Raw genomic sequence first — 21,347 nt, forward strand, 5'->3', positions numbered from 1 at the left:
ACGGGCAGAGTTCCACGTCTTCACCGCCGGGCTGTTTGCCGGCCCCGAAGAGTCGCTGGCCCGCGCCAGGGCCGATCTGGCCAGCCCGCGCGAGCATTTTCGCCCGCGCCTTTCAACTGGCCAACAATGTGATCTGTGCGCCTTTCGGACACCCGGCGCCGCTCTGGGCGGTGCGGTCCCTGCTGGCGCGCGAGAACGACGGCACATGGCTCAAGACCGGGCCGGGGCTGATGACGCGCGCCGTGGCCGTCTGGCCGGATCAGGAGCCGTCCGCAGAGGCGGCGCAGGGCCTGACGATCCTGACACAGGCGCAATTGGCGGCCCACGTCCAGCCGAATGTGCGCTTCAGCTACAAGACCTCGGGCCGGTACTGGAGCGCCCGCGACCGCTACGCGCCGCAGCCACTGGTGGCGGCGCTTGGCGGATTGGCCAGATCTACCATGCTGTAATGCCGCTCCGGCGTGCGTGCGGATGCAACAGTTTACCGCCCTTGATCCGCCGCAAGGGGAACGCCGGAACGCCACCGGCACCGCAAGAACGCCAAAACACTGGGATCGGCCCGGTTCGCGCCGACAGGTGGCCGCAACGCCCGTCGTGGGGGGGGCAAAGGGGCCCCTACAAAACTTCGATTACACCTTTGTCGATGGCCAGCATATAGCCGCGCCGGGCGATGTTCTTGACCAGCAACTCGCTGACCATCTGGTTGCCCAGTCCGTCGCGCAGCCGCTTGATCCGTGTGGCCCCGGCGGCCTCATCGCAGTCGGCCTCTGCCTTGCCCGAGATCATCGACTCGATCTGGCTGCCGGACAGCATCTCATCGTCCAGCCGCGCCTCTGCCAGCACCGCCAGCGTTTCCATCATCGCTTCTGTCAGTTTGAATCCCATGGTGTTCAGGTAAACGGTGTTTTCCTCGCGTGAGATGATCAGGCTGGACACCTCGATCCCCGACCGTTCGATCTGTGCCATGCGGCGGTTCAGCGACACCAGCATCACCAGAAAGACCAGCGCCGCCACCAGCATCGCGGCGGCAAAGACCAGCAGCACAAAGATCACCACCCGGTAACTGGCCAGCGTGTCGGAAAACGAGGTGCCGGACTGGGCGAGGATCTCTAGCAGCTTGACCTCTGCCTGACTGTTCAGGTTGTCGTTTTCGATGAATATCCGTTCGACCCGCATGTTGAACGCATTGGCGTCAGGCAGAGTCAGCATCAGCACCGCCCCCACAATGGCCAGAATCGCCACGATGGCAATGATGCCCCCCGTGACGATCCGCGAGCCTGAACGGCGACTTTCGCTAGCGGTAATAGTGTGAGCCTGCACTGGCAATTTCCGATGAGTTGGGACGCGCGGTCGTGACCTTGACGATGTTCAGGATACTCCAGCCGCCAGAGGAAATCCGCGACTGAACGGTGCGCTGCGGCGACGACGGGCAACTGCCGGACACATGCACGATGCCATAGTGCAGCCCGTAAGGTTTATTGCGCTTGGCCTTGTAATGCACGTAGCAATCCGCAGCGGCGGCGCTGGGCAGGGCCAGCGTGACAAGCAGCAGGGCTGCGGCAAACCCGCGAGAGAGGGCTGAGAACATGATATGGCGACCGGTTTGGGACATGATGCCAACCTGCGCCTCCAGCCGAAGAAATTCAATAACGTGAAGGGGCTGGTACCGCGGTTATCCGATAGCAGTGGGCTGATATTGCGACACAGGGCCGACTGACGCGACGCTGGGGTCCGGAGTTCCCGACTTGACGGTGCTCCGGACCATTCATCCGAAAGGAATTGACCCATGTCTGCACGTTTCATCACTTCGCTGCTTGCCGCAGGCGCGCTTGTCGTCTCGTTGGCTGCAGCCTCGCCGGTTCAGGCCGGGCATGACAAGAACGTAAAACGTTTTGTCGGGGCTGCAATCGGTCTCTACATTCTGGGACAGGCGCTTGAGAACAACAACCGGGGCCGCGTCGTGAGGCATCACAACTCGCACCGCAAGGTCTATCGCAACCACCACCGCCACGGCGGAAAATGGAAACAGCGCAACGGACGGCGGGACAACTGCCGCTACAACGGTCGCCACAACCGCTGCTGGTAACCGGACCGCAACACTTTCGAGCAGCCCCGCACATGCGGGGATACGGCCCCGGGCGGCACAGCCCGGGGCCTTTGCCTGTCGGGCGGTCTTGTCTTGACCCCGACCCGCCGATGCGCCTGACTGACCGCAGGGCATGTTAAAGGGCAGAACCATGGGCGACGGCTATCTGACGACACATGTGCTGGACACCGCGCGGGGCTGCCCGGCAGAGGGCATGACCATCCTGCTGTACCGCGTGTCGGGCAATTCCCACCGCAAGATCGCCGAGGCGGTCACCAACGCGGATGGCCGCACCGATGCGCCGATCCTGCCAAAGGGCAAGTTCAAACCCGGCAGCTATGAACTGATCTTCGGTGCGGGCGACTATCTGCGCGCGACAGGGCAGGCGGGCGATGAGCCGCTGTTTCTGGATCAGGTGCCGATCCGCTTTGGCATGGCCGAAGAGACGCATTACCATGTGCCGCTGCTGCTCTCGCCTTTTGGCTATTCGACTTACAGGGGCAGTTGAGCGTCGGCGGCCAGTTTACACGCCCGGTATCCGTGACTATCTAGACGGACCATGGCCAAGAAACCCAAGTCTGACCCGAACTACAAGGTGATCGCCGAGAACCGGCGCGCGCGCTATGATTACGCGATCGAGGACGATATCGAATGCGGTATCATCCTGACCGGGTCAGAGGTCAAATCCCTGCGCGAGAACACCACCAACATCGCCGAAAGCTATGCGGCGGTCGAGGAAAGTGAACTCTGGCTGGTGAACTCTTACATCGCCCCCTACGAGCGCGCGATGTTCAGCCATGAGGAACGCCGACGGCGCAAGCTGCTGGTCTCCAAGAAAGAGCTGTCCAGGCTGTGGAACGCCACCCAGCGCGAGGGCATGACGCTGGTGCCGCTGGTGATGTACTTCAACCACAAGGGTATCGCCAAGCTCAAGATCGGCATCGCCAAGGGCAAGAAGAACCACGACAAGCGTGAGACAGAGGCCAAGCGCGATTGGGCCCGACAGAAACAGCGCCTTTTGAAAGAGCGTCACTGAGCCAGGTACTGATCCACTTGACGTTGAGTGGCGTCAGGTGATTTTCTGTCGGTGACCCGTTCGCACAAGCGCGGACGATTTGGGGCGCTGTGACATTGCGACATTTCCTGTTTGTGCTTTTGGCAGTCTTGGCCGCGCCGGTTTTGGCGCTGGATGAGGCTACGGTTTTCGAAAAGACAGTGGCCTATCTGGCGCGCGATGCCGATTGCGGTGAGGCCACGACAGACCCGGGCTGGGAGCGGCGCGTGCTGACCATGCCCCACGATGGCTATCGCCTGCGCTACAGCCGGTTTGGCTGTGCGCCGGGGGCCAAGGGCGCGCTTGTGATCGCGCCGGGCCGCAGTGAGCCATCTTATGAATTTGCCGAAACCGCGATTGATTTCATCGCCCGTGGCTTTGCGCCCGTCTATGTGATCGACCATCGCGGGCAGGGCCTGTCGCCACGCCTGCTGGACGATCCCGACAAAAGCCACGTAGAGAATTTTGATGACTACATTGAGGATTTCGCGCAGTTCGTCGAAGCGGTCGAGGCGGACTTATCTGCGCTGGGCGCGCGGTCCGATCTGCCGCTGTTCCTGACCTCGAACTCCATGGGCGGTGCCATTGCCATCGGCTATCTGCAAAAGGTCGGCGGTGACACACCTTTTGACGCGGCGGCCCTCGTCAGCGCGATGATCCATGTGAACTACATCAGCTACACCGGCAAACGGGCCCGCTGGCTCAACCTGCGGATCTATTCCGAAACCGGGGTCGCGGTGCAGGGCTGGTGGCGCTGCGCCGTGGCGTGGGTCTGGAATGCCCGCCTATGCCACGACTATGCCTCGGCCAGAACCTTTGGCCCTTATCAGCCCGGCACCCGCAGTTTCGAACAGGACGCGGAGGCGATGATGACCCGCAGTCGCGCCCGTTTTGCGCTGCGCACCCATATGTGGGATCAGTTTGACTGGAGCGACATTCGCAAGGCGGAATACGCCGGGGAAAACTGGCAAGGGCCGCAGATCGGCGGCACCACCAACAACTGGACGCGTGGCTCTGTCCGCTTTCTGCGTGAGATGCGTGCGCCCGAAAGCCTTGCGCGCATGGTCGATACACCGGTCCTGCTGCTGAGTGGCACGCGCGACTTGCGGGCCTACCGGCAATACCCCGGCGTCTTCGACGCCCCGCCGGACCTGTCCCGCCACACCGGGTTCTGCGACGACCTGAACGCCGCCAGCCTTGCGGCGGACAAGGGCTATGCTTGCCAGTTCTCGGCCATCAACGGGGCCTTCCACGAGATATACAAAGAACGCGATGCCACGCGGAACACCGCGCTGGACATGGTCGAAAGCTTTTTCCTGCGTCACGCGCATTGACGTGCGGCCAAGGCGGGGAAACCGGTCCCGCCATTCCCGTGCCGCGCCGCCCCCTGACCGGCTAGGGATGTCGCGTCCCAAGGTGGGGACGAGTTAAGGGGACGGACATGGAACTTATCATTGCACTGATCTCGGGCGCGCTGGGCGGTAACGCGGCGGGCGGTCTGGTCAAGAAGATCGATCAAGGCACGCTGATCAACTCGATCTCGGGCATCGTGGGTGGCGGCCTCGGTGGCACGATCCTGGGTATGCTGGGCGCGCCTGAAATGGCAGGGGCCGCGGGTGAGGCCGGTGGTCTGGATATCGGCGCGATCATCGGTCAGGTCGCAGCGGGTGGTGCCGGGGGCGGTGTGGTTCTGGCGATTGTCAGCGCCCTGCGTGGCATGCTGGCCAAGTAATCACTTGCCTCCGGGGTGGCATTTCCGCCCCGGGGGCCGGTTCGCGACGCGACCCGCTTGCAAGCCGCTGCCCTCTTGCCTAATCACATGGGTATCACGGATGAGGGGGGCCCATGTTCGTTGACGATCCCAAGACGCTTGTCTCTACCGAATGGCTGGCGCAGCACCTGAATGACCCTGACCTGCGGGTCCTCGATGCAAGCTGGTACTTGCCCGATATGGGCCGGGACCCACGCGCCGAATATGCCGCCGGGCATATCCCCGGCGCGCGCTTTTTCGACATTGACGATGTGTCCGACGCCCGGTCGGACCTGCCGCACATGGCACCGCCGCCAGAGAAATTCATGTCGCGCCTGCGCGCCATGGGGGTCGGCGACGGCCATCAGGTGGTGGTGTATGACGGCATGGGTCTGTTTTCCGCCCCCCGCGTCTGGTGGCTGTTCAAGCTGATGGGCAAGGATGACATCGCCGTGCTGGACGGCGGGTTCGCCAAGTGGCAGGCCGAGGGCCGCGCGGTCGAGGATATGGCCCCGATGGTGCGCGACCGTCACATGACCGTGCGCCGTCAGGCCCATCTGGTACGCGACGTCACGCAGGTCTCAGCCGCCGCCAAGCTCAAGAATACAGAGGTGATCGACGCCCGCTCACCGGCGCGTTTCGCCGGGGAGGCCCCGGAACCGCGCGAGGGGCTGCGCGCGGGCCATATCCCGGGATCGAAAAACGTCTACTACCGGGATCTGCTGACCGAGGGCGGCACGCTCAAGGACAATGACGGTCTGCGCACGGTCTTTGAGGCCGCAGGCGTCGACCTGTCGAAACCGGCGATCACCACCTGCGGGTCGGGCGTGACAGCGGCGATCCTCAGCCTTGCGATGGAACGCATCGGCAAGACAGACCATTCACTTTATGACGGCTCGTGGTCGGAGTGGGGCGCCTTTGCCACGCTGCCCGTCGCCACGGGACCTGCCGACTGACCGGAGAAAAAGATGTTCGAGACGATCAAGGAACAACCCGCCGACAAGATCCTGATGCTGATGCAGTCCTTCCGCGAGGACCCACGCGACGGCAAGATCGACCTTGGCGTCGGCGTCTACAAGGACGCCTCTGGCAATACGCCGATCATGCGCGCGATCAAATCCGCCGAACAGCAGCTGTGGCAGGCCGAGCAGACCAAGGCCTATACCGGCCTCGCGGGTGACCCCGGCTTTGCCGACGCGATGGTCGCGCTGGTGCTGGGCGACTCGGTGGCGCGCGACAACGTGGCCGCGGCGGCAACGCCCGGCGGCACCGGGGCGGTGCGGCAGGCCTTCGACATGGCCAAGATGGCCAATCCCGACGTGCGGGTTTTTGTCAGTGACCCGACATGGCCCAACCACCTGTCGATCCTCAAGCACATGGGGATCGAAACGGTGATGTACCGCTATTTCGACAATGACACCGGCGGCGTGAATTTCGACGGCATGATGGCCGACCTCGCACAGGCGGGCAAAGGCGATATCGTGCTGATACACGGCTGCTGCCACAACCCGACCGGGGCCAACCTGAACGCGACCCAGGTTCAGGCGGTGATCGACCTTCTGAACCAGACCGGGGCCACGCCGATGGTGGACCTTGCCTATCAGGGCTTTGGCGACGGGCTGGAGGAAGACGCACAGGCGGTGCGGATGATCGCCGGTTCGGTGCCCGAATGCCTGATCGCGGCGTCTTGTTCCAAGAACTTTGGCATCTACCGCGAACGCACCGGCCTGCTGATGGCCGTGGCGCAGGACGGCGGCGCGAAAAAGCTGAACCAAGGCACGCTGAACTATCTCAACCGGCAGAACTTTTCCTTCCCGCCGGACCATGGCGCGCGTCTGGTGACCATGGTGCTGACCGATGAGACGCTGCGCGCCGACTGGCAGGCGGAACTGGAAGAGATGCGCACGGGGATGCTGTCCCTGCGCGAAAAGCTGGCCAGCGAGTTGCAGCGCCTGTCCGGGTCGGACCGGTTTGGGTTCCTTGCCCAGCATCGCGGCATGTTCTCGCGCCTTGGGGCCAGCCCCGAGCAGGTCGAAAAGCTGCGCGCTGACTCCGGGGTCTACATGGTTGGCGATTCGCGTATGAACATCGCCGGGCTGAACGCGCAGACCGTGCCCTTGCTGGCCGAAGCGATCATCAAGGCGGGCGTCTGATCCAAAGGAGCGGGCCCTGCGGGGCCCGCGCTTTATATCTCGTGGGCGGCCTTTGGCCGCCTGCCTCGGGGTTTGCCTCCGGCGGGGATACTTTCAGACAGAAGAAGCTGGGGTCGGGCGCGTAAACGCGGACTCGCAGCGAGAACAAAACGGGAATATATATCCTGTCATGTTCGCCGAGCTTTGCATCACCTCGAATTTTACCTTTCTCACCGGGGCCTCGCACCCGGAGGAGTATATGGAGCGTGCGGCCCTGATGGGGTTGTCCGCCATTGCCGTGGCGGATGTGAATTCTGTCGCGGGGATTGTGCGCGCCTATAGTGCGGCCCGCGAGATTGCGCGGCAGGTGGCAGAGTTGGAGCGGTTGGAGGCGGAAGGGGGGCTGATTGGCCCACCTGCGCCGCCGGGTGTGCCTGCGCCGCCGCGTGCGCCGGTGCGCAATGTGCCACGGCTGATCCCGGCGGCGCGGCTGGTGTTTGAAGAGGGGGTCGAGATGACGGCGCTGGCGGCCTCGCGCGCGGGCTGGGCGCTGTTGTGCCGGATGTTGTCGGCGGGGCGTTTGCGGTCGAAGAAGGGTGATTGCCGGTTGCTGTTGTCGGATCTGCCAGAGGTCGTGGAGGGGTTGACCTTTATTCTGCATGTGCCGGCTGCCCCGGAGGCGGGCTGGCGCGACCGGGTGGCGGCCTTGGTGCAGGTGCATCGCGCGCGGATGCATCTGGCGTTGGCGCCGCGCTATGATGGTGAGGATCGTCAGCAGTTCGATCTGCTGGCCCGGTTGGCCGAGGGGTTCGGCCTGCCCACGGTGGCGACGGCGGTCCCCCTGATGCATCACGGTCGGCGGCGTCGGATGGCCGATGTGTTGAGTGCCATCCGTATTGGCGCACGGGTGGACCGGTTGGGGCGGGCGGCGCTGGCCAATGGCGAACAGCGGTTGCGCTCAGAGGTCGAGATGCGCCGCCTGTTGGGGCCGCATGAGGGGGCGGTTGACCGCGCGGTTGCCTTGGCCGAGCGTTGCGGTTTTGACATCGGATCGTTGCGGTATGAGTACCCGTCCGAGATCACCGGGGGCGAGACGGCGGGGGGGCGGCTGGCGCGTCTGGCCCTTGAGGGGCTGAAGTGGCGCTATCCGCAGGGGGCGCCGGAGAAGGTGCAGGCGCTGTTGCAGCACGAGTTGGCCCTGATCGGCAAGCTGAACTATGAGCCGTATTTCCTGACCGTCCGCGATATCGTCGCCTTTGCCCGGTCGCGCGGGATTCTGTGTCAGGGGCGCGGGTCGGCGGCCAATTCCGTGGTCTGTTATTGTCTGGGGGTCACCTCGGTCAGTCCCGAGATTGGCACCATGGTCTTTGAGCGGTTCGTCAGCGAGGCGCGGGATGAACCGCCCGACATCGACGTCGATTTCGAACATGAGCGGCGTGAGGAGGTGATCCAGCACATCTATGAGACCTACGGCCGCCACCGCGCCGGTCTGTGCGCCACCGTCATCCATTATCGTGGCAAGCGCGCCATTCGGGAGGTCGGTGCCGCCATGGGGCTGTCTCAGGACACCATCGGCGCGCTTAGCTCACAGCTTTGGGGGTTCTTCTCCACCAAGGGGTTGGAGGCACAGCGCATGCGCGAAATCGGCCTCGACCCGGACGACCGCCGCCTGCAACTGACGATGGAACTGATCTATGAGATCATCGGCTTTCCCCGCCACCTCAGCCAGCACGTCGGCGGGTTCATCATCACCGAGGGGCGGTTGGACGAACTGGTGCCGGTGGAAAACGCTGCGATGGAGGGGCGCACCGTCATCTGCTGGGACAAGGATGACATCGATGCGCTGGGCATCCTCAAGGTCGACGTGCTGTCGCTTGGCATGCTCACCTGCATCCGCAAGGCTTTTGACCTGATCGCCACCCATCACGGGCCAAAGCACACGCTGGCGACTCTGCCGCCCGAGGACCCCGCCGTCTACGACATGCTTTGCCGCGCCGACAGCGTCGGTGTCTTTCAGGTCGAATCCCGCGCGCAGATGAACTTTCTGCCCCGCATGCGGCCGCGCAACTTTTACGATCTGGTGATCGAGGTCGCCATCATTCGCCCCGGCCCGATCCAAGGCGACATGGTCCACCCCTACATCCGCCGCCGCAACGGCGAGGAGCGCGTCGAATTCCCCTCGGATGAACTGGGCGAAGTGCTGGGCAAGACCCTCGGCGTGCCGCTGTTTCAGGAACAGGCCATGCAGATCGCCATCGTCGGCGCGGGCTTTACCCCCGAACAGGCCGACCGCCTGCGCCGCTCCCTTGCCACCTTCAAGAAGCACGGCAATGTCAGCGAATTCCGCAGCCTCTTTCTGCGCGGCATGGCGCAAAAGGGCTATGACAGCGCCTTTGCCGAACGCTGTTTCAGCCAGATCGAGGGCTTTGGATCGTATGGGTTTCCCGAAAGCCACGCCGCCAGCTTTGCCCTGCTGGTCTATGCCTCCGCCTGGCTCAAATGCCATCATCCGGGGATCTTTGCCTGCGCGCTGCTGAACTCCCAGCCGATGGGGTTTTACGCGCCGTCGCAGATCGTCCGCGACGCCCGTGAACATGGCGTCCCCGTGCGGCGGGTCTGCGTCAACCACAGCTATTGGAACAACGTGATGGAGCCGGACGGCAGGGGCGGCCTTGCCCTGCGTCTTGGGTTTCGCCAGATCAAGGGCCTCAGCGAGGACGACGCCGCATGGCTGACGGCGGCGCGCGGCAACGGCTACCGCTCGGTGCGCGATGTCTGGCGACGCGCGGGCCTGCAACCCTCGGTTCTGGCGCGGCTGGCAGAGGCAGATGTCTTCGCCGACCTTGACCTGACGCGCCGCGCCGCCCTGTGGGAGGCAAAGGCCCTGATGAAAGGCGGGGAACTGCCGCTGTTTTCCCGCGACATGGATGGTGAGGCGATCTCCGAGGTGGCCGCCAACCTGCCCCAGATGACCGAGGGCGAACAGGTGGTCGAGGATTACGTCGCCATGCGTCTGACCCTGCGCGCCCACCCCGTCGCCCTGCTGCGGCACATCCTGACGCCCGAAATGGGCAAGCCCAAGGTCGCCACGACCCAACCCACCCCCGCCGAGGTTCGATCCGACCTCGCCCGCAGCAGACCCAGACACCCAAGGGACCTTCCCAGCCCGCTGGACCGGAGGTGAGGAGGGCCAAAGGTGGAAGCGGTCATAGGTGACGCGTTGCGTGGCAAAGGCCGATCAAGCGAGGGAATGGAGGAGGGGGATCAGGTGATCCGGGACAGCAGGCGAAGCAAGGTGTCCTGTTCGCTGCCCGTCAAGGGCGACAGCGTTTCCGCCGTAACGCGGGCTGCGGCCTCTACAGCTTCGGTTATCAACGCTTCGCCCTGTGGAGTCAGAGACAACAAATGTCGCCGACGGTCTTCGGGATCGCGCCGGGCGGTCAGCAAGTCCCGCGCAATAAGCCGGTCAACGACCCCTTTGGTCGTTGCCCCGTCCATGGCGACAGAGCGTCCAAGCTTGTTCTGCGATATCGGTCCGCCCACCGCGATCTGCCGCATGATCGAGAACTGCATGGTCGTCAAATTCCCCGGCACAAGGGTCAGAAAGATATTGGAATTGCGCTGATACGCCTTGCGCAGAAGAAACCCGATCTGCTCTTCAAGGACATAGCTCTGAACCTCGGCATCAGGTGTGTTCGTCACGGGCAGGTTCCTTCGTCAGACCGACAGGTAGGCGTCGCGGATTTCGGGATGGACCTCTAGCTCTTCGAAACTTCCGTCGAACTTTTTCTCTCCGCCCTCGATGATGATGGCGCGGTCCGCCACGGCGCGGGCAAAGTGAAGGTTCTGTTCCGAGATCATCACGGTCAGCCCTTCGGACTTCAGCTTGAGGATCGTCTCGGCCATCTCTTCGACAATCACCGGGGCGATCCCTTCGGACGGCTCGTCCAGCAGCAAGAGCATCGGGTTGCCCATCAGGGTCCGCGCGATCGTCAGCATCTGCTGTTCGCCGCCAGACATGTGTTTGCCCCGGTTGGTGCGCCGCTCTGCAAGGTTGGGGAAAATGTCAAAAAGCTGCTCGACGGTCCATTCCGGTGCGCCCTCGCGCCTTGGCTGGCGGCCGACTTCGAGGTTTTCCATCACAGTCAGGTCGGTGAAGATGCGCCGGTCCTCGGGGACATAGCCGATGCCGGACTTGGCGACACGAAAGGCGGGTGCCCCGGTCAGGTCGCGGTCCTGAAAGACGACGCGCCCGCTGCGGGGACGCACCAGTTGCATGACCGACTTCATGGTGGTGGACTTGCCCGCACCGTTGCGCCCCAACAGCGCGACGACCTCACCCCGGTTGATCCCGAAAGACAGGCCACGCAGGATTTCGGCCTTACCATAGTAGCTGTGAATGCCTTCGACACTAAGCATCGGCAGCCTCCTTGAACAGAGTTCCGCCACCCAGATAGACTTCCTGCACCTGCGGATTGTTGCGCACCTCGTTGGCAGATCCGTCAGCGATCAGCTCACCCCGGTTCAGCACCATGATGTGATGGGCATGGGCAAAAACCACGTCCATGTCATGTTCGGTGAACAGCACTGAAACACCCTGCGCCGCCACGATGTCGGCCACCAACTGCATCAGGGCGACCCGCGCGGTTGGGGACATGCCTGCGGTCGGTTCGTCCATCAGCAACAGGCGCGGTCGGTGCGTCAGGGCAATCGCCAGTTCCAGCCGCTTGAGGTCACCGTACGCGAGGATAGAACAGGGGCGGTCGGCCTGATCTTCCATCGAGACTGTCTTTAGAAATTCGAACGCCTCGTCGCGGTACAGCTTCCAGGCGCGCGGGGCGATGGAAAACAGCCGCCGATGATGGCTGATCAGCGCCATCTGGACGTTCTCGATCACCGTCATGGACTGATAGGTCCCGGTGATCTGAAAGGTCCGGCCGACGCCTTTGCGCCAAATCTCGCGCGGCTTCTTGCCGGTGATGCGTTCCCCGTCAAGGTAGACGTCCCCGGCGGTCGGTTTCAACTGGCCCATAAGCATGTTGAAACAGGTGGATTTCCCGGCGCCGTTCGGTCCGATCAGCGCCTTCAGCTCTCCCTGTTGGACAGAAAAGGAGACGCCGTTGACCGCGAGAAAGCCGTCATAGGACTTTTTCAGGTTTTCGACCCGCAGGATCTCGGTCATTGCACCGCCTCCTCATCCTTGCCGCGTATCTTCTGCCACAGCGTGCGCAGCGATCCGACGATGCCCTCTGGTGCGATGATGACGACGGCGATGATGACAAGGCCCAGCACCAGCCGCCAGTATTCCAGCCGGGTCAACCAGTCTTCGGCAAGGGTCATGAAGCCCGCGCCGACAACGCCCCCGGCCAGCGTCTTTACGCCGCCAAGGAAGACCACGATCAGCGCGTCAAAGCTGGCGGCGATCTCAAGCTCGGTCGGAAAGACAGAGCCTTTGGAGAAGACGAAAATGCCGCCCGCCAGCCCGGCCATGACACCGGCCAGAGCAAAGGCAAGGTACTGGATGCGCTTGACGTCGATCCCCATCGCCTCGGCCTGACGGGGACTGTCGCGACCGGCGCGCAGGGCGTAGCCAAAGGGCGAATGGATCACATGGCGCAGGAAGAGGATGCCGCCGACAGCAAAGATCAGGGTAAAGTAGTAGTAGGGCACGGTGCCGGACAGCCAGGGTGAGGGCCAGATGTTCACAAGGCCATCGTCGCCGCGCGTCACGCCGCGCCACTGAAAGGCCAGCGACCAGACGAGTTGCGAAAACGCGAGGGTGAGCATGGCGAAATAGACGCCGGTCAGCCGAATGCAGAACCACCCGATGCCAAGCGCCAGCAGACCGGCGGCAAGCGGGGCAAACAAGAAGGCCAGTTCCATCGGTGTATCGGTGTGAAAGACCAGCAGGGCCGCCGCATAAGCACCACCGCCGAAAAAGGCGGCATGGCCGAAACTCACCAGCCCGCCAGAGCCAAGGATGAAATGCAACGAGGCGGCAAAGAGCGCAAAGACCAACATGTCGATCATCAGGATCAGCAAAAAGCGGTCGGCAAAGAGCGGCATGGCGGCCAGCAGGGCCAGCAGGGCGACGATCAGCAGTTGCCCGGTGGTCCCATAGGGTCGGATCGGCGTTTCGGGTGCTCCGACCTGACCGTGTTCTCCGGCGACTTCCTCGCGGCCCAGCAGGCCATAGGGGCGGATGATGAGCACCACTGCCATGACGACGAACATCAGGACAAGGGTCGACTGCGGCAGGTAGGTTACGCCAAGCACGTTGAGCACAGAGATGAGAACCGCCGCGATAAAGGCACCGGGCAAAGAGCCCATGCCGCCAATCACCACCACGACAAAGACCGCGCCGATGATATTGAAATCCATCAGCAGATCCGCCCCGCCTTTGGGCAGTTGCAGCGCCCCGCCCCAACCCGCCAGCGCCGAGCCAAGCGCGAAGACCCCGGTAAAGAGCCACGCCTGATTGACGCCAAGCGCGCCGACCATCTCACGGTCCTGCGTCGCGGCGCGGACAAGGATGCCGACACGGGTTCGGGTGATCAGATACCACAGGGCAAAGAGGATAAAGGGCGTGATCGCAATGATGACGATATCGTATTTTGGCACCGGCTCTCCGAACACGCGCCAGACACCGCGCAGTCCGGGCGCACGCGGTCCCAGCCGGTCCTCGGCGCCCCAGATCATCAGCGCAAGGTCTTGGATCACGAGGATCACGCCGAAGGTCGCGACCAGTTGAAAGAGTTCCGGTGCGCGGTAAATCGGCCGCAGGACGACCACTTCGACAAAGGCCCCCACGGCCCCGACGGCAAGCCCGGTCAGCAGGATCGCGCCCCAGAAGCCAATGGAACCGGGCAGCACCTCCATCAGCGTGACGCCGATAAAGGCCCCCAGCATGTAAAAGGACCCGTGGGCGAAGTTCACGATTCGGGTGACGCCAAAGATCAGCGACAGGCCAGAGGCCACAAGGAATAGCGACGACGCATTGGCGAGGCCAGTCAGGAACTGGGCGAAAAGAAAGGCCATTCAGTCAAGTCCTCAGAAACATCCGGCGACCCTGCGGCCCCGGTCTTCTACGTGCCGGTAATAGTCTTGGGGGGAAGGCACCGGAGGTGTCGGGAGGCAGACAGCCTCCCGACATCGATTGGTCAGGTGCGCCGGTCACTCGGCCGGGCGCATCGCCTTGATTTCTTCGTCCGACGGCATGTAGCCATCCGGACCCTTGTAGGACCAGTCGACCATGACGCCTTTGCCGTCTTGCAGTGCGATGGTTCCGACATAGGCACCCATCGTCGACTGGTTGTCGACGGCGCGGTACATCAGCGGCCCGATTGGCGTTTCCGGGATTTCCAGACCTTCGAATGCGGCGATCAGGCTGGCGGTATCCGTGGCCCCGGCCTTTTCGATGGCGGCGGCGATGGAGAGAACGTCAAGGTAGCCGACAAGCGAGCCGATCTTCGGCGTCTCACCGGTTTCTGCGGTATAGGCGTCCGCAAATGCCTTTTCCGGGGTGCCATCCTCGAATGCGTACCAGGGATACCCGGTGACGACCCAGCCCTCGGGGGCCTCATCGGCCAAAGGCTCAAGGTATTCCGGCTCTCCTGTCAGCAGGCCGTAAACCTGACGGCCCTCGAACAGACCGCGGTCGCCGCCTTCGCGGACGAACTTGGCAAGGTCGGTGCCGAAGGTCACGTTATAGATCGCGTCGGGTTTGGCGCGTTCGATGGCCTGCACCTCGGCACCGGCGTCGATCTTGAACAGCGCGGGCCACTGTTCGGCGACGAACTCAACCTCGGGCTTCAGGCGCAAGAGGTTTTCCTTGAACGCCGCGACCGCGTCCTGCCCGTAGGCATAGTTCGGCGCGATTGTGGCGTATTTCACCGCGTCGGTCTTGGCGGCCTCTTCGGCCAGCATGGCGGCCTGAATCCAGGTCGAGGCGCGCAGGCGGAAGGTGTTGGGGTTGCCCGACGTCCAGACAAGGCTGTCGGCAAGCGGTTCCGCCGCGAGGTAGAGATAGCCCTTTTCGGCGGCGAAGGACGACAGCGCAAGACCCACGTGCGACAGGATCGAACCGGTCAGCATTACCGCGCCATCGCGGGTCATCAGTTCCTCGGCGATCTTCACCGCTTCGGCCGGGTCGCCCTGATCATCGCGGTAGATGAACTCCAGCGGCTTGCCCAGCACGCCGCCCTTGGCGTTGATCTCTTTCAGCCCCAACTCGATCCCCTTCTTGTAGGGATCGGCGAAGGCGGCCATGCGCTTATAGTGGTTGATTTCGCCGATTTTGATGGTGTCCTGCGCCATCGCGGCAGCAGGGGCCAGCGCCAGGGCGGTGGCGGCGGCGAGCATCATACGTCTCGTCAGGGTCATGCGTTGTGTCCTCTGTTGGCTGGCCGTTTTGGCCGGGTTATCCGGTCTGACGCCGGTCAATCGTGGTAGACATACGCCGGGGAAGGATGAGAAGCGAGGTCCTCTGTCTGTTCCAGTTCCAGCAACTCGTTGATCCGTTTGCGGTATACCAGCGGCCCCTTGTCGATGGCGATGCGGATGGGGCGGCGCTTGTTGGGCCGGTTTTCTTCTTCGTGAATGGCCTCCAGCACCTCCTTGTCCTCGGCAAAGGCGACCCGGAACATCTTGTCCATTGTCGCCTCTGCCGTGGGATCGTCGAGGGCCGAGTTGCGGATGTGCATCCAGCGGTCGATTGTATAGTCCTCGGTCACCGGGGTGACGAAATGCAGCGCGAAAATGCGAACGCCCTTGTCGCGCTCGTCCTCTCCGATCTTGTCCTCGACGGGGGCAGAGCCAAAGTCGATGACGGCGGTGCTTGGGGTGTAAAGATAGTAGTAGTGCCAGCGGTCAACGTTGCCGGTGAACCCGCCAAACCCCTTGAAGAACCCCACGGGTTCCGCGTCACGAATCCAGCGCCACGCCAGAATGGCATCGCCGTCGGTCTGGACATGCACGGGCACGTTTTCCGACGCGGATGAGCCAAGGGTGGTGGGGTGCACAAAACTGATATGGGCCGGGTCGACAAGATTTTCGGCCACGTTGAGGTAGTTGGCCTTCAGGTGCAGCGCGTCGCCGTGATGGACCTTCCAGCCGGGCGCGTCGAATTGCGGCAAGTCGAAGATCTTGGAGCGGTCTGCCTTGTCCGGGTCTCCCATCCAGATCCAGACGATGCCGTGGCGTTCCTCTACCGGGAAGGTCTCGACATAGGCGGATTTCGGCAGGTTTGTCTGTCCGGGGACGCGGGTACACATGCCTGTCGTGCCGTCGAAGGTCAGGCCATGATAGCCGCATTGCACTGTATCGCCGATCCGCTTGCCTTTGGACAGCGGCAGCTGGCGGTGCGGGCACCTGTCTTCGAGCGCGGCAATAGACCCGTCTGATTTGCGAAACATGACCACGTGTTCATTCAGCAGCGTATAGCGTCGAAGCTGATCGTCGATCTCTGTGGACCAGGCGACGACATACCAGGCGTTGCGGACGAATTGGGTCATCGTGTCGGCTCCTTGTGGTCTGTGCGAAATGGCGCGCCGGATAACGGGGGCGCGCGACGGCCCGCATGTGGTCTGCGTTTGGTCTCAGGAACGAGTTGGTCCACCTGTGCGGCCAGTGCCCTGCGCATTGGGTCCTTGCGGTCAGAGGGGCGAGGGCGGTCCCCGTGACCTCCACCTGTGAGGAGAGGCGGCTTATGGCGCAAGCCGTGCATCATCTCAGCCCGTCCTCACCAACCAAGTCGTCATGGGTCAGCCCGCCGACGCGCGGCAGGGGCCGCCCGGTCAGTTGCAACGCCACGGCGACGACAATCTCTGCCGGGCGCGGGGCATCCGGGATAGAGACCCGCATCCCGTCGAAATGGCTGCGGACATAGGCGGCGTCCTTGTGGCCCAGCGGCACGTCCAGCACGACACCGGGGCCGCCCATGGATTTCGACGAGGGCACCAGCGCCTTGCCACCACCCAGCACGGCGCGCAGCGGCGCGCCCAATTGCGGGTGCAAGAGGGCGGCGGCATGTTCCAGCTCGCCAGCCTCTCCGACAAGTGCGGCCTTGCCGTAGCCTTGGACATCGGCGGCGGCGCACCCCAAGGCGGCCAGTGCCTCTCTGCCCAGCAGGTCGCCCAGCTTGGCGCCGGTTTCCATCAGGTCGCTCAGGTCGTCGGCATATACCCCGGCAAAGGGGTTTTCGATCACCGCCGCCGCCAGCGCCCGGCGCGACGGCGGCGCCAGGGTCTGTCCCATCTCGGTCCGGACCTCTTCGGCCAAAGTGATGATCTTGCGTATCTTCACCGAAGCCCGTCCTCGCCCTTGACGTCCTCAGCCTTGAGGCCCCCGGCTCGGTTGTGGACGCGCGCGCCGGTGGTCATCACCAGCACCAGCAGCATCTCGTCGGCCTTTGGCGCATCCGCAAGCCCGACCTCGATCGAGTCGAAATGCGACCGCACGTATGAGGCGTTGGCATGGGTGATCGGCACGTCCAGCTTTGTCCCCGGCCCGCCGACCTTTTTGGTCGAGGGCACGATGGCCATGGATTTCTCGATCTTGGCGCGCATCGCGTAGCCGCCGGGTGCGTGCCAGAGCGCGCCGTGTTCCAGCTCTCCGTTTGTGCCGATGATCGCGCCCTTGCCGTAGCCCTCGATCACCGAGGCGTCACCGCCAAGCGCGTCTATCAGGTCCTGCGCCATCTGCTCGCCAAGCGGCTCCAGATCTTTCATGAAGGGCTGAATGTCCTCCACATAACGTCCGGCAAACGGGTTGGCGATGACCGCCATGATGGCGGCCCGGCGCAGGGGCTTTTCGGCGACGGGGCCGCCTTCGTGCCAGATGGTTTCGGTCAGGATCGCGGTCTTGCGGATCTTGGGTTCAGGCATGGGCAAGGGTCTTTCCATGTTCGGCGACGTTGGACCCAACGGTGCGCCGCATGCCTTGGCAAGCCAGACATGCGGCGACGATCAGGCCGCGGTCGCGGTACTCTTCGGCAACGATCATACCGGCCTTTAGGGCGCGGCTCAGGGCGCGGTCCGACAGCGGGGCGACATCGGTGGTCACCAGACGGTCGCCAAGATCGCTGTCAGGGGCAAGGCTGCGCGCGGGCGCGCGGCGGACGCCGGGGTGGTCCTGCAGGTCGACCGCATTGGCGATCAGCGTGGCGGCGGCATCGGCTGTCGCAGCATCACGGGCAAGCACCGTCACCGCGTCGGCGATGCCTAGCGAATGTGAGCGGCCGCGCCAGCCCGAGGTGGCGACGCCGCCGATCCCGTCACTGGCCGCGACAGAGGCACGCGCCCCTGCGGCACCAGTCACCGGGTCTTCGCAGATGGCAAGGCTCAGGGGCGTCGTGCCGGTCCAGAGGGCGATATCACCGCCGTTGTTCACATGCGCCCGGTCAAGGCCGTGCTCCGGGATCAGCATCGTGGCAAGGATGTGGTCCGCGACCGAACCGGCGACGGCGGCCATCGGGGTGACAAAGGCCGGTTCAAAACGATCGGTGGCCAATTGCATCCGGCGGGCCACGGGGCCGGTCAGGTCCGGACCCCGCGGCGCGCGCAGGCGGGGCAGTTCAGAGGCAAGGGCGCTCAGCACCGGCGCAAAGGCATCGCGGGCGCGGGTATACGCGGCGCGGATGGCGTAGGCGGGGCCTTCGGCGGTGACGATCAGGTCAATCGGCCCGTGGATCAGGCGCAGCCGTCCGTCAGGGGACAGGCCCGCCGTCGGAGAGTCTTGCCAGCTCATGACGCATCTTCCTTGGGGCCGTGCGACACCGGCCACGGGGCCCCCGGCTTGCGCCCCTCGGACCGCCGGCCAGACAGGCGGTGATCGTTCTGGCGTCCTTTCATTCCGCGCAGGGCGTCCTCGATTGGCATGACATAGTCCATATGCCCGCCAAGCGCGGCATAGTCGGCAGCGGACATGGTAAACTCTATCGGGGCGACAAGGGCCGGTGTCGGGACATAGCCAAAGGCATTCTTCGGCATCTGGGTCACATCGGCCATATAGGTGATGCCACCGCCCGGCCACATAAAGACCGGCGCGCCACCACAGGTCACGCGGGTCAGGCGCGACTGCACAGACCGGGTGAGCGAAACCGGGTTCTCTGTCACCCCGGACCGCAGCGACCCACCGGCACCCGCCATGAAGAGCACAGAGGTCAGCGACGGCTCACAGTTTTCCTCGATCCGCGCGACCGACGGGAACAGCCGCTCGGGCATCTCCTTTTGGACCGGTTCCAGATCGTCGTTCAGTTCGTAATAGGCTGAATGCTCCCCGGTGGTAGAGACCATCAGCAGCGACAGGCCGGGACGCGCGCCTTTGGCCTCTTGCCACTTGTCGAGGATCGTCAGCGGGTCGGTCAGGTCGGTCCCGCCCCAGCCCGTGCCCGGCTCGGCCACCTGAAAATAACGACCGGGGGTCGAGCGGCGGCCCTTGATGCGGATGCCCGAGGGTTCCCAGCCGATGACCTTGCCCGCCTGATGTTCGGACATGATGCCGGTGATGTGGTCATCGACCACCACAACCTCGTCCACCAGCCCTTTCCATTGGGCGGCGAACATCCCAACCGTGGCAGAGCCACAGCCGACGCGCATCCGCTGTTCCTGCTGGCCGTTCACGACGGGGGCCTTGCCGGCCGTGATCTCAAGATCGGCACCGTCGTCGATGGTCAGCGCCACCGTCTCGCCATTGCAGAGCGCAAGCAGAGAGGCGCAGGTGACGCGGCCCTCTTTCTTTGAGCCGCCGGTCAGGTGATGCACGCCGCCCAGCGACAGCATTTGAGAGCCGTATTCAGAGGTCGTGACATGGCCGATGACCTCTCCGTCCGCCCGGACGGCGGCGCATTCATTGCCAAGGTGGCGGTCAGTGTCGATCTTCACCTTGGCCCCGCAGTAGGAAAAGATCCCTTCGGTCACCACAGTGATCATATCCGCGCCCGCCGTCTTTGACGCGACGATGAACGGCGCGGGCTTGTAATCGGGATAGGTCGTGCCGGACCCGACGGCGGTGATAAACGTGTCCTCGCCACTGACAAGCTCGCCGTCCCACTCCCGGTCCAGAAAGGGGACCAGTTCTACGTCGGCGCGATTTTCGAGGATGGTCAGCGGATCGAGGCGGACAAGTTCCCCGCCCTCGTTGGCGTATCGGTCACAGGCCCCGGCGCGACCGTCGGCGATGTAGCACATGACCGGACAGGCATCGCAGCGGATCTTTTCCGGTCTTTCGGGGCGTTGTGTCGCTGCGTCGGTCACGAGGCTTGCTCCGGGATATTCGTTTGTACACGAACGCACGGGCGTCCGGGCTGAGTCAACAGGTTTGAAGAGATCAGGATCATGGCTCAGGTCACGAAAGCCTTTTCGATTACGAATTCAGCAGGCCTGTTGTTCGCCCCTTCCTCTAGCCCGTGGTTCAGGCAAATCGCCTTGCAGTCCCCCAGCATGTCCATAGAGCCGCAAATCATCACGCGGTCGTCCTGCGCTGAGATCGGCGGCACATCCAGCATACTATAAATGTCGCCGGATGTGATCAGATCGGTGACCCTTTTGCGCACCGGATAGTCCTCTCGCGTGGCGGAACTGACAAGACGCAGGCGGTCGTGGGCCAACTCTCCGACCAGCGGATCGTGGCGGGTGGCGTGGGTGATCTCTGCGCCATAGGCCAGTTCAGCGACCTCCCGGCAGCCGTGCATCAGGATGACCTGCTCGAACCGGTCATAGGTGTCTGGGTCGCGGATCAGCGAGGCAAAGGGCGCGATGCCAGTGCCGGTCGACAGCATCCAAAGCCGCTTGCCCGGCTTCAGCGCGTCAAGCACCAGCGTGCCGGTCGCTTTCTGGCGCATTAGGACGGTGTCGCCTGCACGGATCTGCTGAAGGTGCTGGGTCAGCGGTCCGTCCGGCACCTTGATCGAATAGAATTCCAGCGTGTCATCCCATGCAGGAGAGGCGATGGAATAGGCGCGCATCACCGGGCGGTCGGCATTGGGCAGGCCGATCATCACGAACTCTCCGGACCGAAAGCGAAAGCTGGCCGGGCGGGTCACGCGAAAGCGGAACAGGCGGTCCGTATAGTGGTGAACTTCGGTCACCGTCAGGGTGTGGCATCCGGCGGGGGCGGCGAATCCAACAGGCGCTCCGCGCAGGATCAGGTCTGGGTGATGGTCGTCCATGGGGCGCTCCTGCTGCATCATTTCAGAGCAAATGCTGCGGCAAAATTCATTCGTGCACAAACAAAATCTGATTTATTTGGCGAAACGCATCACGGCGATTGACAACTTTTCGGGCAAGTTCCTACCGTGCGTGTATTGTTTGCACACAAATGATGTTC

At 63.6% G+C, this 21,347-nt stretch carries 22 protein-coding genes; 9 read left to right on the forward strand and 13 right to left on the reverse strand.

The features are described from left to right. The first annotated feature begins 128 nt into the window (after positions 1-128). Positions 129-449, forward strand: a complete 321-nt coding sequence (locus tag VOI21_RS09165; protein WP_323769539.1) for a hypothetical protein — start codon at positions 129-131, stop codon at positions 447-449. Positions 450-615: 166 nt separating this feature from the next. Here VOI21_RS09165 and VOI21_RS09170 read toward each other — a convergent pair whose 3' ends face one another. Together VOI21_RS09170 and VOI21_RS09175 are read right to left on the reverse strand one after the other, a co-directional pair. Continuing rightward, a complete protein-coding gene (locus VOI21_RS09170; protein WP_323769540.1) occupies positions 616-1,320 on the reverse strand; it encodes a hypothetical protein in 705 nt (234 codons plus the stop codon). Further along, positions 1,295-1,612 carry a hypothetical protein gene (locus VOI21_RS09175; protein ID WP_323769541.1) on the reverse strand — a complete coding sequence of 106 codons (318 nt, stop codon included), beginning with the start codon at positions 1,610-1,612 and terminating at the stop codon, positions 1,295-1,297. The genes VOI21_RS09170 and VOI21_RS09175 overlap by 26 nt, the downstream gene beginning before the upstream one ends. A 174-nt stretch (positions 1,613-1,786) precedes the next feature. On the opposite strand from VOI21_RS09175, the gene VOI21_RS09180 reads away from it, so the two are divergent. The 8 genes from VOI21_RS09180 (at position 1,787) to VOI21_RS09215 (ending at position 10,206) form a co-directional block, all read left to right on the forward strand. After that, a complete protein-coding gene (locus VOI21_RS09180) occupies positions 1,787-2,086 on the forward strand; it encodes a hypothetical protein (RefSeq protein WP_323769542.1) in 300 nt (99 codons plus the stop codon). 151 nt (positions 2,087-2,237) lie between these two features. Further along, positions 2,238-2,594, forward strand: coding sequence for a hydroxyisourate hydrolase (gene uraH, locus VOI21_RS09185; RefSeq protein WP_323769543.1), 357 nt, complete (start codon positions 2,238-2,240; stop codon positions 2,592-2,594). Between the two features lie 51 nt (positions 2,595-2,645). Continuing rightward, entirely contained in the window at positions 2,646-3,122 is a 477-nt protein-coding gene (gene smpB / locus VOI21_RS09190) for an SsrA-binding protein SmpB (RefSeq protein ID WP_323769544.1), read from the forward strand. Positions 3,123-3,217: 95 nt separating this feature from the next. Next, on the forward strand, positions 3,218-4,474 hold the full coding sequence (locus tag VOI21_RS09195) for an alpha/beta fold hydrolase (RefSeq protein ID WP_323769545.1): 1,257 nt from the start codon (positions 3,218-3,220) through the stop codon (positions 4,472-4,474). Between the two features lie 107 nt (positions 4,475-4,581). Then, positions 4,582-4,872 (forward strand): hypothetical protein, encoded by a 291-nt coding sequence (locus VOI21_RS09200; protein ID WP_323769546.1) that lies wholly within the window; start codon positions 4,582-4,584, stop codon positions 4,870-4,872. A 113-nt stretch (positions 4,873-4,985) separates the two neighbouring features. Then, on the forward strand, positions 4,986-5,846 hold the full coding sequence (gene sseA, locus VOI21_RS09205; RefSeq protein WP_323769547.1) for a 3-mercaptopyruvate sulfurtransferase: 861 nt from the start codon (positions 4,986-4,988) through the stop codon (positions 5,844-5,846). A gap of 12 nt (positions 5,847-5,858) precedes the next feature. Next, on the forward strand, positions 5,859-7,043 hold the full coding sequence (locus VOI21_RS09210) for an amino acid aminotransferase (protein WP_323769548.1): 1,185 nt from the start codon (positions 5,859-5,861) through the stop codon (positions 7,041-7,043). Between the two features lie 169 nt (positions 7,044-7,212). Next, the gene (locus VOI21_RS09215; protein WP_323769549.1) at positions 7,213-10,206 is read left to right on the forward strand and encodes an error-prone DNA polymerase; all 2,994 of its coding nucleotides are present in this window, start codon (positions 7,213-7,215) and stop codon (positions 10,204-10,206) included. Between the two features lie 80 nt (positions 10,207-10,286). On the opposite strand, the gene VOI21_RS09220 is transcribed toward VOI21_RS09215, so the two are convergent. From VOI21_RS09220 to VOI21_RS09270, 11 genes are all read right to left on the reverse strand, one after another. Further along, positions 10,287-10,724, reverse strand: a complete 438-nt coding sequence (locus VOI21_RS09220) for a MarR family transcriptional regulator (RefSeq protein WP_323769550.1) — start codon at positions 10,722-10,724, stop codon at positions 10,287-10,289. A gap of 15 nt (positions 10,725-10,739) precedes the next feature. Next, positions 10,740-11,441, reverse strand: a complete 702-nt coding sequence (locus VOI21_RS09225; RefSeq protein ID WP_323769551.1) for an ABC transporter ATP-binding protein — start codon at positions 11,439-11,441, stop codon at positions 10,740-10,742. Further along, the gene (locus VOI21_RS09230) at positions 11,434-12,204 is read right to left on the reverse strand and encodes an ABC transporter ATP-binding protein (protein WP_323769552.1); all 771 of its coding nucleotides are present in this window, start codon (positions 12,202-12,204) and stop codon (positions 11,434-11,436) included. The genes VOI21_RS09225 and VOI21_RS09230 overlap by 8 nt, the downstream gene beginning before the upstream one ends. Continuing rightward, positions 12,201-14,060, reverse strand: coding sequence for an ABC transporter permease (locus VOI21_RS09235; protein ID WP_323769553.1), 1,860 nt, complete (start codon positions 14,058-14,060; stop codon positions 12,201-12,203). The genes VOI21_RS09230 and VOI21_RS09235 overlap by 4 nt, the downstream gene beginning before the upstream one ends. Before the next feature lie 135 nt (positions 14,061-14,195). Then, positions 14,196-15,404 carry an ABC transporter substrate-binding protein gene (locus VOI21_RS09240; RefSeq protein WP_323769554.1) on the reverse strand — a complete coding sequence of 403 codons (1,209 nt, stop codon included), beginning with the start codon at positions 15,402-15,404 and terminating at the stop codon, positions 14,196-14,198. 56 nt (positions 15,405-15,460) lie between these two features. Continuing rightward, positions 15,461-16,534, reverse strand: coding sequence for an aromatic ring-hydroxylating dioxygenase subunit alpha (locus VOI21_RS09245; RefSeq protein ID WP_323769555.1), 1,074 nt, complete (start codon positions 16,532-16,534; stop codon positions 15,461-15,463). A gap of 211 nt (positions 16,535-16,745) precedes the next feature. Continuing rightward, positions 16,746-17,324 carry an amino acid synthesis family protein gene (locus tag VOI21_RS09250; RefSeq protein WP_323769556.1) on the reverse strand — a complete coding sequence of 193 codons (579 nt, stop codon included), beginning with the start codon at positions 17,322-17,324 and terminating at the stop codon, positions 16,746-16,748. After that, positions 17,321-17,905, reverse strand: a complete 585-nt coding sequence (locus VOI21_RS09255) for an amino acid synthesis family protein (RefSeq protein ID WP_323769557.1) — start codon at positions 17,903-17,905, stop codon at positions 17,321-17,323. The genes VOI21_RS09250 and VOI21_RS09255 overlap by 4 nt, the downstream gene beginning before the upstream one ends. Next, positions 17,898-18,767, reverse strand: a complete 870-nt coding sequence (locus tag VOI21_RS09260) for a UPF0280 family protein (RefSeq protein WP_323769558.1) — start codon at positions 18,765-18,767, stop codon at positions 17,898-17,900. Before VOI21_RS09260 ends, VOI21_RS09255 begins: the two co-directional genes overlap by 8 nt. Further along, positions 18,764-20,209, reverse strand: a complete 1,446-nt coding sequence (locus VOI21_RS09265) for a 6-hydroxynicotinate reductase (RefSeq protein WP_323769829.1) — start codon at positions 20,207-20,209, stop codon at positions 18,764-18,766. The genes VOI21_RS09260 and VOI21_RS09265 overlap by 4 nt, the downstream gene beginning before the upstream one ends. A 152-nt stretch (positions 20,210-20,361) precedes the next feature. Then, on the reverse strand, positions 20,362-21,189 hold the full coding sequence (locus VOI21_RS09270; protein WP_323769559.1) for a ferredoxin--NADP reductase: 828 nt from the start codon (positions 21,187-21,189) through the stop codon (positions 20,362-20,364). Positions 21,190-21,347 lie beyond the last annotated feature (158 nt).

This window comes from Antarctobacter sp. (assembly GCF_034670325.1).
Taxonomy (GTDB): Bacteria; Pseudomonadota; Alphaproteobacteria; order Rhodobacterales; family Rhodobacteraceae; genus Antarctobacter.

Bases quoted from the DNA above. Each gene is read 5' to 3' on its own strand.
- VOI21_RS09175 (WP_323769541.1), bottom strand. From the start codon at position 1,612: ATGTCCCAAACCGGTCGCCATATCATGTTCTCAGCCCTCTCTCGCGGG.
- VOI21_RS09180 (WP_323769542.1), top strand. From the start codon at position 1,787: ATGTCTGCACGTTTCATCACTTCGCTGCTTGCCGCAGGCGCGCTTGTC.
- uraH (WP_323769543.1), top strand. From the start codon at position 2,238: ATGGGCGACGGCTATCTGACGACACATGTGCTGGACACCGCGCGGGGC.
- smpB (WP_323769544.1), top strand. From the start codon at position 2,646: ATGGCCAAGAAACCCAAGTCTGACCCGAACTACAAGGTGATCGCCGAG.
- VOI21_RS09200 (WP_323769546.1), top strand. From the start codon at position 4,582: ATGGAACTTATCATTGCACTGATCTCGGGCGCGCTGGGCGGTAACGCG.
- sseA (WP_323769547.1), top strand. From the start codon at position 4,986: ATGTTCGTTGACGATCCCAAGACGCTTGTCTCTACCGAATGGCTGGCG.
- VOI21_RS09210 (WP_323769548.1), top strand. From the start codon at position 5,859: ATGTTCGAGACGATCAAGGAACAACCCGCCGACAAGATCCTGATGCTG.
- VOI21_RS09215 (WP_323769549.1), top strand. From the start codon at position 7,213: ATGTTCGCCGAGCTTTGCATCACCTCGAATTTTACCTTTCTCACCGGG.
- VOI21_RS09225 (WP_323769551.1), bottom strand. From the start codon at position 11,441: ATGCTTAGTGTCGAAGGCATTCACAGCTACTATGGTAAGGCCGAAATC.
- VOI21_RS09230 (WP_323769552.1), bottom strand. From the start codon at position 12,204: ATGACCGAGATCCTGCGGGTCGAAAACCTGAAAAAGTCCTATGACGGC.
- VOI21_RS09235 (WP_323769553.1), bottom strand. From the start codon at position 14,060: ATGGCCTTTCTTTTCGCCCAGTTCCTGACTGGCCTCGCCAATGCGTCG.
- VOI21_RS09240 (WP_323769554.1), bottom strand. From the start codon at position 15,404: ATGACCCTGACGAGACGTATGATGCTCGCCGCCGCCACCGCCCTGGCG.
- VOI21_RS09245 (WP_323769555.1), bottom strand. From the start codon at position 16,534: ATGACCCAATTCGTCCGCAACGCCTGGTATGTCGTCGCCTGGTCCACA.
- VOI21_RS09255 (WP_323769557.1), bottom strand. From the start codon at position 17,905: ATGCCTGAACCCAAGATCCGCAAGACCGCGATCCTGACCGAAACCATC.
- VOI21_RS09260 (WP_323769558.1), bottom strand. From the start codon at position 18,767: ATGAGCTGGCAAGACTCTCCGACGGCGGGCCTGTCCCCTGACGGACGG.
- VOI21_RS09265 (WP_323769829.1), bottom strand. From the start codon at position 20,209: ATGTGCTACATCGCCGACGGTCGCGCCGGGGCCTGTGACCGATACGCC.
- VOI21_RS09270 (WP_323769559.1), bottom strand. From the start codon at position 21,189: ATGGACGACCATCACCCAGACCTGATCCTGCGCGGAGCGCCTGTTGGA.